We start from the raw sequence: 14,378 nt of genomic DNA, 5'->3' as shown, positions 1-14,378 counted from the left end.
GACGAATACTAATCGATCGAGGACTTAACCAAATAGAAATGCGCAAGTCGGCCGCTCAGGCCCGGCAGGCATAAGACAGACCGCTGTCGTGACGTTCTTTGTCACAGAAGCGTGATGGCTTATGACCCGAGGGACTGGCCGACTGGAGCTGGACAACACAAAATAACACTTGGTGTAACACGGATCATACGACACGCTTCTATCCAGTTTTGAAAGAACAGGCTTCTTTCCAATTTCATAGTCAGGTGGCATTAGCGAAGAGGTCACACCCGTTCCCATCCCGAACACGGCAGTTAAGCTCTTCAGCGCCGATGGTAGTTGGGGGTTTCCCCCTGTGAGAGCAGGACGCCGCCTGGCAAAAATAAAATCAAGTTATTCCGCAGTAGCTCAGTGGTAGAGCAATCGGCTGTTAACCGATCGGTCGCAAGTTCGAGTCTTGCCTGCGGAGCCATTGCTTTGCTTCCATAGCTCAGCAGGTAGAGTGCTTCCATGGTAAGGAAGAGGTCACCGGTTCGAGCCCGGTTGGAAGCTTATCATATTCAAAACGATTAATTTATAATTTAGATAAGGCCCCTTGGTCAAGCGGTTAAGACACCGCCCTTTCACGGCGGTAACACGGGTTCGAATCCCGTAGGGGTCATCATTTGGAGGATTAGCTCAGCTGGGAGAGCATCTGCCTTACAAGCAGAGGGTCGGCGGTTCGATCCCGTCATCCTCCACCATTATTTTTTTGTGCCGGTGTAGCTCAACTGGTAGAGCAACTGACTTGTAATCAGTAGGTTGGGGGTTCAAGTCCTCTTGCCGGCACCATCTTTTTATGATTTTAAGAACAGATATATAGCGGAGGGGTAGCGAAGTGGCTAAACGCGGCGGACTGTAAATCCGCTCCTTCGGGTTCGGCAGTTCGAATCTGCCCCCCTCCACCATTTACTTAAAGGAACATGAGTAGAATGTTCTTTTTCTCATTGCTTGTCAAACTAAAGAAAAATATTATTGGGCTATAGCCAAGCGGTAAGGCAACGGACTTTGACTCCGTCACGCGCTGGTTCGAATCCAGCTAGCCCAGCCATTTTGAGCCATTAGCTCAGTTGGTAGAGCATCTGACTTTTAATCAGAGGGTCGAAGGTTCGAATCCTTCATGGCTCACTCCGAATAAAAAGCTGACAACAAACCTAATTTTGGTTTTGTTGTCAGCTTTTTTTTTATTTCTAGTCCAAAAAGATAACGTAGAACCTTGTTTTATCTAAAAGAAAGGAATAAGACTTCAGTGCAAAGCAAACTGTGTCTTCTTGCTATTTAACAGAATTGGGTCTGATAAAACATAGTGTTAACATAGGTATACGTACCATTTGCTATGCAGGATAAAAAGAGAAACTTGCCCATGTTCAGGCAGCAGTGATCAAAACACAGACTGATCATCTTACATGATGCATACAAAAGGGAAAAATAAATCTATACATAGACATGTCACCCCCTGCTGCAAGCGGGCTTAATAAAGTGTGGAGATTAATGAAATGTTAGAAAAGAAAAATTAAATGTTTGAAGAGACAGTTGCATGGATCAGTTCGTTATTTGGTGAAAAACTGTTATAATAAATATAAAATGGAAGCATTATCAATATAGTGATGTTACTATTTTACTTGATTTGTTGATATTCGTTTAGCAGATAGTCAAGCTTTTTACTTAATTCTACTACATCAATATTAGAAAGAGATGTCTTCACGGCAAGTGAAATCATTTCGTATCGGCAGCTTTCAATTTCATTCTCAAGGTGTATTAATTGCATATATTGATACCCCCCTAATTCATAAAGGCTTACATATATTAATCATACCTGCTTTCAAATAAATGTAAACAATTAATTATCATTTTTTTATTACTTTGTTGAAACTTTTATGTAATGCATCCGTATAGACATATACCGCCAGGGCGGAGGGAGAAAAAATGGATTTAATGGTACAGAGACGAATCAAACAAGTATTGAAAGGTGATCAAAATGCATTTGGTGAAATTATTGAATTATATAAAGACAAAGTGTACCAGATTTGTTATCGAATGCTTTGGGATCGGCATGAAGCAGAGGATGCGGCTCAAGAAGCATTTTTAAAGGCATTTTTAAACATACACACATACAATCAAGATAAAAAGTTTTCGACATGGCTATATCGCATTGCAACAAATTTATGCATTGATAAAATCCGCAAAAAGAAACCGGATTATCATCTTGATGCAGAAATTGCAGGAACAGATGGATTAAATATGTACTCTCACCTCTCATCTGGCAATCGGCTACCTGAAGAAGAAGTGGAGAGTTTGGAAGTGCAGGAAACGATTCACCAGGCCATTTTGCGTCTCCCGGAAAAATATCGTTCGGTTATTGTATTAAAATATATAGAAGAATTACCGCTTCAGGAGATCGCGGATATACTGGAGCTTCCGCTTGGAACAGTTAAAACACGTGTACATCGAGGTAGAGAAGCATTAAGAAAGAATTTGCGTCATTTGTAATGAAGGGGTGTGATGAACGATGACATCTTGTCCGAAACAGATTGTTCATTATATGCATGCGTATCTGGATGGGGAAATTGAAAAAGATGCGAAAGAGGAGTTAAAGATTCATCTTGAAACATGTGAAGACTGTAAGCGTCATTATCTTGAATTGAAAAAAACAATTGCATTTGTTCAAAGTGCATCTCATATAACAGCACCGCCTGGTTTTGTGGCTAGAGTAATGGAGCTGCTTCCAAGAGAGACAAAGAAAATGGGTGTCAAACGATGGTTTAGAAATCATCCATTTTTTACAGCAGCTGCTTTATTTCTTCTTTTGATGGGCGGTGGTTTTTTCTCAATGCTCGAACAAACAGACGATCAATTTGCTTTTACAAAAAATAGTGAATTAAAAGTAGAGAATGAGACGGTAATTGTTCCCGCTGGTACAGTAATTGAAGAGGATGTTTTTGTGGAAAACGGGAACATTCGAATTGAAGGGGCAGTTGATGGAAATGTGACTGTCATTAATGGCGAACGATATATGGCAGCCGCCGGAAGCGTAACAGGTGAAGTTGAAGAGATTGACCGTGTATTCGGCCGTCTTTGGTATGAAATAAAATCTTTATTTAACTAAAAGAAGCAGCTGGCAAACATCTGCTTCTTTCCGCTTCATATGCTATAATAGACAGGTTAAAGAAGAAATCGATTTTCTTCACGGCTCCGTAATTCCAACCTGGAGGATGAAGTATGCCGTTTATCAATTATTTTGAAGATTTTACATTTATTGATTATATATCGAATGCGTTTGATATATTACTTGTTTGGTATGTTGTTTATAAATTACTGATGGTGATCAGAGGGACGAAAGCCGTTCAGTTATTAAAGGGAATTTTTGTGATCGTTATTGTGCGGGCGGTTAGTGGACTGTTTGGTCTTAGTACGCTAAGCTGGATTATGGAGCAAGCGCTCACATGGGGTTTTCTTGCAGTCATTATTATTTTTCAGCCAGAAGTACGGCGTGCTCTTGAACAGTTAGGGCGCGGGCGAATTTTTTCCCGAAGTGCGATTCAGGAAGATGAAGAGCAAAGGAAAATAATTGAAGCCCTTCTCAAATCGGTTCGCTACATGAGCAAACGGAGAATTGGTGCACTTATTTCTCTTGAAAAAGAGACAGGCATGAATGACTACATTGAAACAGGGATTCCGATGCAGTCTGTAATTACATCCGAGTTATTAATTAATATTTTTATTCCAAATACACCGCTTCATGATGGAGCTGTTATTATTCAAAAAGACCAAATTGCCGCAGCGGCTTGTTATTTACCTTTGTCGGAAAACCCATTTATTTCAAAAGAACTTGGTACTCGTCATAGAGCGGCACTTGGTATCAGTGAAGTAACGGACAGTTTAACCATTATCGTCTCAGAAGAAACGGGTGCGATTTCCGTAACAAGAAACGGTGATTTGTATCGTAATTTGACAGAAGAGGAATTTGAAGGGATTTTAGAGCATCAATTGTTATCGGATATTGAAAAAAATGAAACTTCTAACCGCTGGATATGGAAAGGGCGGAGAAGCAATGGATAAATTTATTGAAAGTAAATGGTTTGTTCGCATTGTAGCCTTTTTACTGGCCTTTTTACTATATGTAACCTTAAATTTTGATGATTTTGAACTGGCACAGCGTATAGACAGCTCCGGGCAGGAAACAGTAGAGGTTTTGACGAATGTGCCTATACAAGCCTATTATGATACAGAAAATTTATATGTTTCTGGTCTGCCTGAGCAGGTACGTGTTGAATTGTCAGGACCAAAGAGCTTAATTGAATCAGCAAAGCGTTTACGCGATTTTAGGCTGTATGTTGATATGACGGGTTTAGAACTAGGTACCCACCGTGTTGCAGTTAAACATGAAAATTTTTCGGGAAAGTTGAAGGTGGCCATTCAACCGGCTGCTGTAGAAGTAGTCATTGAAGAAAGAGTGACCGATACATATTCTGTTAAACCGGAATTTAATGATTCGGCTCTTGCAGAAGGCTATCAAGTTGATACAGTAACGATCGCCCCTCAGGAAGTAAAAGTAAGCGGTTCGCAGTCGGATATTGAGAAAATTGCTTTTGTAAAAGCGGCGTTAACAAGCGGACAGCAAATTGATGAAGAAACAACGGCAACTGCCAATGTGCAGGTGATGGATGGCGACTTAAATAAACTTGATGTGAAAGTCGAACCGGAAACAGTACAAATGTCCATCTCCGTTAAAAACCCAAGTAAAAAAGTTGAAGTTAAAGCCGTGCCAAAAGGAGAGCCGCCGACTGGAATAAAAATTGTATCACTCGAACCAGATATTGAGGAAGTTACTGTTTACGGAAAAGAAGCAGTATTGGAAGAACTAGTAGAGCTCTCAATTCCTGTTAATGTAGGTGGGATAACAAAAGATACAACGATGACAGTCCCTATTGAACTTGGAAACGGAATTAATTTTACATCACCACAAGTAGTAAAAGTGAAAGTAACAGTGGAAAAAACAACTGCAGAACAATAAATGAGCAGTTTTATTAAAGGAGAGAAAACAATAGATGGGTAAGTATTTTGGTACAGATGGCGTCAGAGGCGTAGCGAATACAGAATTGACACCGGAACTTGCGTTTAAATTGGGCCGTTTTGGTGGGTATGTGTTAACGAAAAATACGGATCGTCGGCCAAAAGTATTAATCGGGCGCGATACACGTATTTCTGGACCGATGCTTGAAGGTGCGCTTGTAGCGGGTCTTTTATCAATTGGTGCTGAGGTTATGCGTCTTGGCGTTATTACGACACCGGGTGTAGCGTATTTGACGAAAGCGATGGATGCGCAAGCAGGTGTCATGATTTCAGCTTCTCACAATCCTGTTCAGGATAATGGTATTAAGTTTTTTGGATCAGATGGCTTTAAACTATCGGACGAGCAGGAATTAGAAATTGAAGCACTTCTTGATCAGGAAGAAGATACATTGCCCCGTCCTTCTGGACGTGAATTAGGATCCTTGAATGATTACCTCGAAGGAGGGCAAAAGTATCTTCAATATTTAAAGCAGTCTGTTGATGAAGATTTTGACGGCATTCATGTAGCGCTTGACTGCGCACACGGCGCTGCATCTGCACTTGCTACACATTTATTTGCTGATCTTGAAGCAGATATTTCGACAATGGGTGCATCGCCAAATGGCTTAAATATTAATGATGGTGTTGGTTCTACACATCCCGAGAAACTAATACAGTTTGTGAAAGAAAAAGAAGCTGATTTAGGGCTTGCATTTGATGGCGATGGCGATCGTTTAATTGCTGTTGATGAAAAAGGAAATATTGTTGATGGCGACCAAATTATGTTTATTTGCGCGCGTTATTTTAAAGAACAGGGCAAGCTGACGAATGATACGATTGTATCAACAGTAATGAGTAACCTTGGTTTTTATAAAGGACTTGAAGAATTGGGCATTAAAAGTGAGCAGACAGCTGTCGGCGATCGTTATGTTGTTGAAGCGATGAAAAAATACAATTATAATCTTGGGGGTGAACAATCCGGCCATATTATTTTCCTTGATTATAATACAACAGGAGATGGCTTGCTTAGCGGTCTTCAGCTTGTGAATATTATGAAAACAACGAAAAAATCATTATCAGAACTGGCTGCCGACATGAAGAAGTTTCCGCAGACGCTTGTAAACATTCGCGTGACGGATAAACATCATGTGGCGGATAATGAAAAGGTAAAAGCTGAAATTGAAAAAGTAGAAGCCGAAATGGCCGGAAATGGACGTGTGCTTGTGCGTCCATCAGGTACTGAACCACTTGTGCGTGTGATGGTGGAAGCTGCAACAGAAGAGCAATGCCATTCATATACAGATCGCATTGCAGCAATTGTACAAGAAGAATTGGGTCTTTAAGTTATACAAACAGTGTGGGACAGGCTAGACATTCAGTAAAAACTGAACGCCTAGCCTGTTTTTTTTTGCTTGTGCCATAAGCTGAAAATCCATTTTCGCATCTGCAAAAATGAAGTTTCACTTTCTGATGATCGATGGTATCATATTCCTCTTTGCATGCATCTATTAGTAGTATACAGGCTGCTATTGTTCCTTCGATTTATCTGTTTAACTCTGTTAAGTGCAGTTTGATCAGCAATAGCCTTTTTTGCTTCATACAGATAGAAAGGAGTAATTTGCATCATTTGTTTACAGCATATCAGTTCCCATGGTTAGCATGGTTGTCCCGTTTTACAACAGGGGGAATTAGGTTTTTTGTTGACGAGAGGAGCAAAAAAAGGTATGATTACTGTGTTTTACGTACACAAAGAAAGGAGTAGAGTAGGGTTTACTAGTTTAATTTAAAGCGCCTGAACTGAGCGGGACGACAATACGCTTAGTTGACGAGGAGGAGGTTTATCGATGATTCGGCGGATGCCTCCCGGTTGCGGTACACAACTGTTATGTTTCTCCTTAAAACAGCGGGGTAACCCGGATGGACAAAGGGAGTAAACGTGTACCATATAAAACAGTAGAGGCCCGGCAGGCAATGTGCTTGACCAGTGCTTTTTTGCCGACGTCTCCAAACCAGGAGGAAAATATATATGTGCGGAATCGTAGGATATATTGGAAGCGAAGATACGAAAGAAATTTTATTGAAAGGGCTTGAAAAGCTCGAATACCGAGGTTATGATTCTGCCGGTATTGCTGTGCGCAACGAAGAGGGTGTGCACATTTTCAAAGAAAAGGGTCGTATCGCTGATTTGCGGGCAGTTGTTGATGAAAATGTTCAATCGCGTATAGGAATTGGACATACTCGTTGGGCGACACATGGTGCACCAAGCGTTTACAACGCGCATCCACATCAAAATGAAGACAGCCGTTTTACACTTGTTCATAACGGTGTAATTGAAAATGACGAGCAGCTGAAGCAAGAATACTTGCATAATGTTTCGCTTCAAAGCGATACAGATACAGAAGTGATCGTGCAGTTGATCGGTTTATTTTCAAAAGATGGCATGACCACTGAAGATGCCTTTCGTAAAACCTTGTCTCTTTTAAAAGGCTCTTACGCAATTGCACTTCTTGATAAAGAAGATGCCGGTACCATTTATGTGGCAAAAAACAAAAGCCCGCTACTTGTCGGTCTTGGCAAAAACTATAATGTTATTGCATCGGATGCGATGGCCATGCTCCAAGTAACCGATCAATTTGTTGAATTGATGGACAAAGAAATGGTACTCGTAACGAGTGAGAGTGTGACAATTAAAAATACAAATGGCGAAGTTATTGAACGTGCCTCATATAAAGCAGAATTAGATGCCGGCGATATTGAAAAAGGCACTTATCCGCATTATATGTTAAAAGAAGTGGATGAGCAGCCTTTCGTTATTCGTAAAATTATGCAATCATATCAAAATGCAAACGGCGAATTGGCCATTGAAACGGACATTTTGAATGCATTAAACGAAGCAGACCGTTTGTATATCGTTGCGTGCGGCACGAGCTACCATGCTGGTCTTGTTGGAAAGCAATATATAGAACAAATGGCAAACATTCCAGTAGAAGTACATGTCGCAAGCGAATTTGTTTACAACATGCCGCTACTATCAAAAAAACCGCTCTTTATTTTTATTTCACAAAGCGGCGAAACAGCAGACAGCCGTGCTGTTTTAGTAAAAGTAAAAGAAATGGGCTACAAAGCATTAACGATTACAAATGTACCCGGTTCTACAATGTCACGTGAAGCGGATTACACATTGCTTCTTCATGCGGGTCCGGAAATTGCGGTTGCATCAACGAAAGCTTACACAGCTCAAATTGCCGTACTGTCTATTCTAGCAGCCAATATTGCGAAATCAGCAGGCATCAACATAAGCTTTGACCTTGTACAAGAACTTGGTATTGCGGCAAATGCGATAGAAGTGCTTTGCGATGGCAAAGAAGAATTTGAACAAATTGCACGCGACTATTTGTCAACAACGCGCAACTGTTTCTTCATTGGCCGTTCCATCGATTATTATGCCGTTCTTGAAGGCGCATTGAAGCTAAAAGAAATTTCATACATTCAGGCAGAAGGGTTTGCCGGCGGAGAATTAAAACATGGTACAATCGCGCTGATTGAAGACGGTACTCCGGTGATAGCTCTTGCCACGCAGGCAGCTGTGAACTTGAACATCCGCGGCAACGTGAAAGAAGTTGCAGCCCGCGGCGCCAAAACATGCGTGATTTCAATGAAAGGTCTGGATCAAGAAGGAGACCGCTTCGTGTTGCCAGCCGTACACGAACTGCTCGCACCACTCGTAGCTGTCATTCCATTCCAGCTTATCGCCTATTACGCAGCACTGCACCGCAACTGCGATGTAGACAAACCGCGCAACTTGGCAAAATCAGTAACAGTTGAATAATAAAAAAAGTCGAATGTAACTGTTTGTTGTAGATTTGAAATAAAGTTTGACCGTTTTGAAAAAAGATTAACTGTTTTTAAAAAATTTGCACCGTTTCACCCCGTTGGATATGATTATCTAAAGGGGTGTTTTTTTATGTCTAAAAGAATAAGAACATCTAAAGTTGATAAGTGAATTAAAGAAGGTCGAGGAATAGGAATTAGTGTGCAGTAACAATAAAGTTGTTTGATTTACAATAAAGTCGTTTAATATCACCTATCAAATCTATCGTTAGGTAATTGCTGCATTTTTAAGAGCAAAATTGAACAACTTTATTATCTATGCACACAATGAGGTTAGATTACAAACCGATTGTGCATATAGAAAAAGTTAAACCTAAAAAAGAGTCTGCGGACTTTGTCGAAATTGAAGAAGAAGTAAAAAACTATGGCTGAATAAAAGGCGATTTTTGAGGTGTCTAAGTATCCTGTCAAAGATACGGATGTCATTCAAGGTAACCGAGTGACACCAGAAAATATTCAGACGGTTAAAGATTTAGAGAAGTCGCTGGCTTATAAACGATTGATTTCCTATGGTGGATTGTTGAAAGAAATCCATAAGGCATGAAATTTAGAAGATGTGGAAGATGGCGATTTAATTCATATTGATGATGATACGGATGAGGTTGCGAATGGTGTAATTGATGTCATGGCGTATTGGCATGAAAAATTACATCGTTCAAAAATAATTTTTTATTTTAGGAGAGAACGACATGGAAGTTTTTGCGGAATATTTAGCGCATATTGATAACCCACAACATCAGGACCGAACGGAAGAAGTTTTGGCTTGGGTAACTAGGAAATTTACAAATTTAAAGCCGAAAATTGCGTGGAATCAGCCTATGTTTACCGATCACGGCACATTTATTATTGGCTTTAGCGTAGCCAAACATCATTTGGCTGTTGCCCCTGAAAGTGCAGGGATTAATCATTTTTCTGATGAAATTGTGCAGGCTGGCTATGATCACACCAAGCAGTTGGTACGTATCCAGTGGGATAGTCCAGTTGATTTCTCATTACTTGAGAAAATGATCGAGTTTAATATTTTGGATAAGGTAGACTGTTCAACTTTTTGGCGGAAATAAAAAAATCAGATTATTAAGGGTTCAATTAATTTTAATCAAACTTTTTTTAAAAGCTACAAACTTGGTTAGGCTTAAACTAAAGTTGAATCCTTTTACCCCTTTAGACGAGATTGTCTAAAGGGGTATTTTGTATATAGAGAAGAATATTATTTGGAACAAGTCATATGAACTATATAATTGGAATAAATATTGAAAAAAGGTTTGTCAATGTGAAAAGAACATGACAGTATATAAGGATATAAGGAACCCCTATATATTTTTTGTAAATTTCAAGTTCGGACTGGCTATTTTTAACAGATTTCCCCGAAAGAAGTCTCCCTCTTCAATCGTGTGAAGGCCGTAGCCCAACGATAAGGGGGAGATGAATTTCGGGCAGGCGTTCGACTACGTTATTTCTCTAAGCCTTTTCTCAATAATTCAAGAATCGTTGCCGTTCTTGTAGCAATGCCATTCTCCTTTTGATATTGATCTAATTTTTCTACGATTGCTCTAGGCATACGAATTTCTACTCGTTCTTTTTCGTTAGACATCGTGATCACCTCACACTTTATTGTACGGTATTTTTACGGTATAATCAATCTATACGATAGTCTTCCATACAGGAGGTGAAATGATATGACTAAGCATAATAAGGCGTACAAATTCCGCTTATATCCTACAGAGGAACAAGCCTTTCTTATGCGTAAAACGTTCGGCTGCGTTCGATTTGTGTATAACAAAATGTTAGCAGAACGAAAAGAAACGTATGAAAAATATAAAGGCAATAAGGAAGAACTAAAAAAGCAAAAATTTCCTACTCCTGCTAAATACAAGACAGAATTTGAATGGCTAAAAGAAGTGGATTCGTTGGCACTGGCAAACGCTCAATTGAACTTGCAGACTGCTTACAAAAATTTCTTTAGTGGCCATGCTACGTTTCCAACATTCAAAAGTAAAAAAGATAGAAAATCGTATACAACGAATGCGGTTAATGGAAATATTATGTTGCAGGACGGTCGTATCAAATTGCCCAAACTTAAAATGGTGAAGATCAAACAACATAGAGATATACCAACAGACCATGTTATTAAGTCATGCACGATTTCTATGACACCTGTTGGTCAATATTATGTGTCTATTTTGACTGAATACGAAAAAGAAATCGCACAAAAAGAAGTGAGAACTGTCGTTGGATTAGACTTTGCAATGGCAGAACTATATGTCGATAGCGAGGGTAAGAGAGCCAATTATCCTCGTTTCTATCGTCAAATGTTAGACCAATTGGCGAAAGCTCAACGAGTATTGTCAAGACGCACAAAAGGTTCTGAACGTTGGAATAAGCAACGTATACGTGTAGCAAGATTGCATGAAAAAGTAACGAACCAACGCAAAAACTTTCTCCATCACAAGTCTAAAGAATTAGCCGTGAACTTTGATGCCGTAGCCATTGAGGACTTGAACATGAAAGGGATGTCACAAGCACTTCGCTTTGGTAAAAGTGTATCGGACAACGGATGGGGCATGTTCACTACCTATCTAGACTACAAACTAAAAGAGCAGGGGAAACCACTAATCAAAATTGATCAGTGGTTTCCTTCTACAAAAAAGTGCTCGAATTGTGGAGCGGAAAAGAACATGCCCTTATCTGAACGCATCTACGATTGTTCTTGTGGATATACAGCAGACCGTGACTATAATTCTTCAATCAATATCAAAAATGAAGCAATGCGCCTGTTATCGCTAGTATAAAGGCAAAAACTCTTGGAACAAGAGGGTTAGCTCGGTCCGTTTTCGTTGGCTAGTAAAAGCAGCGATAAGTCGAGAAGCCCCCACTTCAAACAGCTTGTAAGAGCGTTAAGTGGCGGGTAGTTCACGGGGTGTAAAAAGGGAATTTACAATAATACTTATATAGTAAAATAAACAATAACAAATGGAGGAAATGAAATTATGTCTGATTTGCCAAATTGTCCACAATGTAATTCCGAATACACGTACGAAGATGGCAGCCTTTTTGTTTGTCCAGAATGTGCGCATGAGTGGACGTTAGAAGTAGAAACGGAAAATAGTGAAGATAGAAAGATAATTAAAGATGCAAATGGGAATGTCTTAAACGATGGTGATTCTATAACAGTCATTAAAGATCTTAAAGTAAAAGGCAGTTCGTCCGTTATAAAAGTAGGGACAAAAGTGAAAAATATTCGTTTGGTTGATGGAGATCACGATATTGACTGCAAAATTGACGGGTTCGGAGCGATGAAGCTGAAATCGGAGTTTGTTAAAAAGATTTAATTCAAATTTGCGAATAAGACCGTCGGAAAAAAGGCAGCGGCCGCCGAATTGCTGCTTATTCTGGCGGTCGTTTTATGGATTCGACGAATATGAAACGATACGGCTGCTAGAATTCGTTACGAAGGAAGAGCCGGTTCTGACACATATACAGATGATTGGAAAAGAGGAAAAGGTGCTAAAAAGCCCTCTTCCTCTTTTTTTCTGTTATTCTACTTTTTCCAGTTGGAGCATAACGGCTCCGTTAATGCTTGATTTAATCCGGCCAATGTTTGGCGCATAGTACACTTTTACATTGCCTTCCCCTGTTACTTCTACAACATTATGGAAGGTGCCAGCTGGTGTCGTCACGGTTTCAGTCGTTGATGTAATGGTCATTATTCCTGTTCCGCCCGGATCGAATGACCACTTTTGGCCGACAACAGCCGGATATTTCAGCAGCTGCACGATTAAATCAGGTCCTTCAGATGTTAAGTAGCTGAAGTAATAGCCATCGTCGTCTTCACGCTCAAGCATCGGATTCTTTGCTTGAACACCACCTTCATACGTAGTCCATACATTCCAGCCGTTCGGTTCTGTTTTATCATAAACATATTTAATTGTGCCGACTTCGTCTGCGCTGTATGTGTAGACTTTGCTTTGATCCATCGCATAGCTCGGCAATCCAATTTTAAAGCGGTCATCCAGTGCCCGTGCTAAAAAGGCGGAGAATTGAGCACGCGTAATATTCGAATTCGGGTGGTATGTTCCGTCCGGATAGCCGGCTGTAATTTTGGCGGCGTAGATTCGCTGAATGTATTTATAGGCCGCCATATTTACTGAGACATCAAAAAAAGGTGCATTTGCTTCTGTTGTTAAGTCAAAGGCTCTGGCTAGTAAAATGGCCATTTGGCCGCGTGTGACAGCTTGATAAGGCTTATATGTTCCGTCTGTGTATCCGCTGATAATACCCGCATCGATAGCAGAATCAATATAGCCGCTGGCCGCCTGGCCCGCACCTACATCCGAGAAAGGTGTCGCCCGCTGTGTGCCATCAAGGTTTAAGGCTTTGCCAATCATAATTGCGGCGGCAGCCCGTGTAACCGGTTCGTGTGGGCGGAATGTTGAATCCGGGTACCCATTGATAATTTCCTCATTTTCTAAAAACATCATTTCTTCATAAAAGCGGTTTGTTGTCTTCAGGTCGGTAAAACCCGCTGCGGTTGATTCGGTGGCAAATGTGCTAAAAACGAGAACAAGCAATATGGCCAGAAAAGCCAATTTCTTCACGGTAAAGCGCCTCCTTGTTCTAACCCAATTCTTTTCCTTTTCCATATTGGTGTAATAAAAACGTAATATATTTCCCGTTTATTTTGAAAAAATAATAAAAAGAACTTCTTCAAAATTTGCCTGTGTTTCCTTTGAAGAAGCCCTTTTTTATTTACACTTATACTATCGTTTCTTTTCGATAGGTTTTCACAGATGGCGGTGTATAGGACTGGAATGCCTCAAGCAGTCTGTCCGGTGATTCTTCCACTAGCAGCATGGCGCGGTAGGATTCCTGCAAAAATTTCTCTTGTGTCATATGGTCGAAAAACGTAATGAGCGGGTTAAAGTATTCCGCTGTGTTTAACAGGCCAATCGGCTTCTGGTGCAGCCCGATCTGCGCCCACGTAAACATTTCAAAAAACTCTTCCATTGTGCCAGCTCCGCCCGGAAGGACAATAAACGCATCGGCGAGCTCAGCCATTTTCGCTTTGCGCTCATGCATAGAGTCAACAATATAAAGCTCGGTCAGCGCTTTATGGGCGATTTCACGTTCCTGAAGCACGGTTGGGATGACACCAATGGCTTCACCGCCTTTTTCCAAAACGGCATCGGCAACCGCACGCATCACTCCTGCATCGGAGCCGCCGTAAACGAGGCTGATGTTGTGGGATGCCAGTGTGTGACCAAGCTGTACAGCGCCTTGTCTGTACGCTAGCGAGGCACCATCTGCTGAGCCGCAAAAAACTGCTATTCTCTTCATTCAGTAACCCCATTTTCACTGTTTGTTTTCTTTAAGTATACTTTTTTTTCTAAAGAAAAGAACGAAATGAAAGAGATTTTACG

14 protein-coding genes, 8 tRNA genes and 1 rRNA gene are annotated in these 14,378 nt (G+C 40.6%); 19 read left to right on the top strand and 4 right to left on the bottom strand.

Features of this window, described 5'->3' with window-relative positions; genetic code table 11:
* Positions 1–241 precede the first annotated feature (241 nt).
* From rrf to ACZYRN_RS14410, 9 genes are all read left to right on the top strand, one after another.
* Positions 242–357: ribosomal RNA gene (gene rrf, locus ACZYRN_RS14450) — 5S ribosomal RNA — on the top strand.
* A 19-nt stretch (positions 358–376) separates the two neighbouring features.
* A tRNA-Asn gene (locus ACZYRN_RS14445) sits at positions 377–451 on the top strand.
* A 7-nt stretch (positions 452–458) separates the two neighbouring features.
* Positions 459–531: transfer RNA gene (locus ACZYRN_RS14440), tRNA-Thr, on the top strand.
* Between the two features lie 37 nt (positions 532–568).
* Positions 569–640: transfer RNA gene (locus ACZYRN_RS14435), tRNA-Glu, on the top strand.
* Between the two features lie 6 nt (positions 641–646).
* A tRNA-Val gene (locus ACZYRN_RS14430) sits at positions 647–722 on the top strand.
* Between the two features lie 12 nt (positions 723–734).
* Positions 735–810, top strand: a tRNA-Thr gene (locus tag ACZYRN_RS14425).
* 32 nt (positions 811–842) lie between these two features.
* A tRNA-Tyr gene (locus ACZYRN_RS14420) sits at positions 843–926 on the top strand.
* A 68-nt stretch (positions 927–994) separates the two neighbouring features.
* Positions 995–1,069 (top strand) — tRNA-Gln (locus tag ACZYRN_RS14415).
* Positions 1,070–1,073: 4 nt separating this feature from the next.
* Positions 1,074–1,146, top strand: a tRNA-Lys gene (locus ACZYRN_RS14410).
* Between the two features lie 490 nt (positions 1,147–1,636).
* Here the strand turns inward: ACZYRN_RS14410 and ACZYRN_RS14405 are convergent.
* The gene (locus ACZYRN_RS14405; protein WP_488912295.1) at positions 1,637–1,786 is read right to left on the bottom strand and encodes a Spo0E family sporulation regulatory protein-aspartic acid phosphatase; all 150 of its coding nucleotides are present in this window, start codon (positions 1,784–1,786) and stop codon (positions 1,637–1,639) included.
* A gap of 158 nt (positions 1,787–1,944) precedes the next feature.
* Here ACZYRN_RS14405 and sigW point away from each other — a divergent pair, with 158 nt between their 5' ends.
* The 8 genes from sigW (at position 1,945) to ACZYRN_RS14365 (ending at position 10,022) form a co-directional block, all read left to right on the top strand.
* Positions 1,945–2,508: an RNA polymerase sigma factor SigW gene (sigW, locus tag ACZYRN_RS14400; RefSeq protein WP_488912294.1), complete on the top strand. Its 564-nt coding sequence runs from the start codon at positions 1,945–1,947 to the stop codon at positions 2,506–2,508.
* A 19-nt stretch (positions 2,509–2,527) separates the two neighbouring features.
* Positions 2,528–3,124 (top strand): zf-HC2 domain-containing protein, encoded by a 597-nt coding sequence (locus ACZYRN_RS14395; protein WP_488912293.1) that lies wholly within the window; start codon positions 2,528–2,530, stop codon positions 3,122–3,124.
* A 113-nt stretch (positions 3,125–3,237) separates the two neighbouring features.
* Positions 3,238–4,077 carry a diadenylate cyclase CdaA gene (cdaA, locus tag ACZYRN_RS14390; protein WP_488912292.1) on the top strand — a complete coding sequence of 280 codons (840 nt, stop codon included), beginning with the start codon at positions 3,238–3,240 and terminating at the stop codon, positions 4,075–4,077.
* Complete coding sequence (locus tag ACZYRN_RS14385; protein WP_488912291.1) at positions 4,070–5,032, top strand: CdaR family protein; 963 nt, start codon at positions 4,070–4,072, stop codon at positions 5,030–5,032. Before cdaA ends, ACZYRN_RS14385 begins: the two co-directional genes overlap by 8 nt.
* A 34-nt stretch (positions 5,033–5,066) precedes the next feature.
* Positions 5,067–6,413 carry a phosphoglucosamine mutase gene (gene glmM, locus ACZYRN_RS14380; protein WP_488912290.1) on the top strand — a complete coding sequence of 449 codons (1,347 nt, stop codon included), beginning with the start codon at positions 5,067–5,069 and terminating at the stop codon, positions 6,411–6,413.
* Between the two features lie 683 nt (positions 6,414–7,096).
* A complete protein-coding gene (gene glmS / locus ACZYRN_RS14375; protein ID WP_488912289.1) occupies positions 7,097–8,899 on the top strand; it encodes a glutamine--fructose-6-phosphate transaminase (isomerizing) in 1,803 nt (600 codons plus the stop codon).
* A 453-nt stretch (positions 8,900–9,352) separates the two neighbouring features.
* Positions 9,353–9,505 (top strand): hypothetical protein, encoded by a 153-nt coding sequence (locus ACZYRN_RS14370; RefSeq protein ID WP_488912287.1) that lies wholly within the window; start codon positions 9,353–9,355, stop codon positions 9,503–9,505.
* A 145-nt stretch (positions 9,506–9,650) separates the two neighbouring features.
* Positions 9,651–10,022: an iron chaperone gene (locus ACZYRN_RS14365; RefSeq protein WP_488912286.1), complete on the top strand. Its 372-nt coding sequence runs from the start codon at positions 9,651–9,653 to the stop codon at positions 10,020–10,022.
* A gap of 389 nt (positions 10,023–10,411) precedes the next feature.
* On the opposite strand, the gene ACZYRN_RS14360 is transcribed toward ACZYRN_RS14365, so the two are convergent.
* Positions 10,412–10,552 (bottom strand): ribbon-helix-helix domain-containing protein, encoded by a 141-nt coding sequence (locus tag ACZYRN_RS14360; protein WP_488912285.1) that lies wholly within the window; start codon positions 10,550–10,552, stop codon positions 10,412–10,414.
* Positions 10,553–10,637: 85 nt separating this feature from the next.
* On the opposite strand from ACZYRN_RS14360, the gene ACZYRN_RS14355 reads away from it, so the two are divergent.
* Together ACZYRN_RS14355 and ACZYRN_RS14350 are read left to right on the top strand one after the other, a co-directional pair.
* Complete coding sequence (locus ACZYRN_RS14355) at positions 10,638–11,750, top strand: RNA-guided endonuclease TnpB family protein (protein WP_488912284.1); 1,113 nt, start codon at positions 10,638–10,640, stop codon at positions 11,748–11,750.
* A 198-nt stretch (positions 11,751–11,948) separates the two neighbouring features.
* Entirely contained in the window at positions 11,949–12,290 is a 342-nt protein-coding gene (locus tag ACZYRN_RS14350; protein ID WP_488912283.1) for a zinc ribbon domain-containing protein YjdM, read from the top strand.
* Between the two features lie 204 nt (positions 12,291–12,494).
* Here ACZYRN_RS14350 and ACZYRN_RS14345 read toward each other — a convergent pair whose 3' ends face one another.
* Together ACZYRN_RS14345 and ACZYRN_RS14340 are read right to left on the bottom strand one after the other, a co-directional pair.
* The gene (locus tag ACZYRN_RS14345; RefSeq protein ID WP_488912282.1) at positions 12,495–13,556 is read right to left on the bottom strand and encodes an S-layer homology domain-containing protein; all 1,062 of its coding nucleotides are present in this window, start codon (positions 13,554–13,556) and stop codon (positions 12,495–12,497) included.
* A gap of 157 nt (positions 13,557–13,713) precedes the next feature.
* On the bottom strand, positions 13,714–14,295 hold the full coding sequence (locus tag ACZYRN_RS14340) for an LOG family protein (RefSeq protein WP_488912281.1): 582 nt from the start codon (positions 14,293–14,295) through the stop codon (positions 13,714–13,716).
* Positions 14,296–14,378 lie beyond the last annotated feature (83 nt).

This window comes from Domibacillus sp. F004, from assembly GCF_057814295.1.
This window is presented reverse-complemented; position numbering and strand designations above follow the sequence as displayed.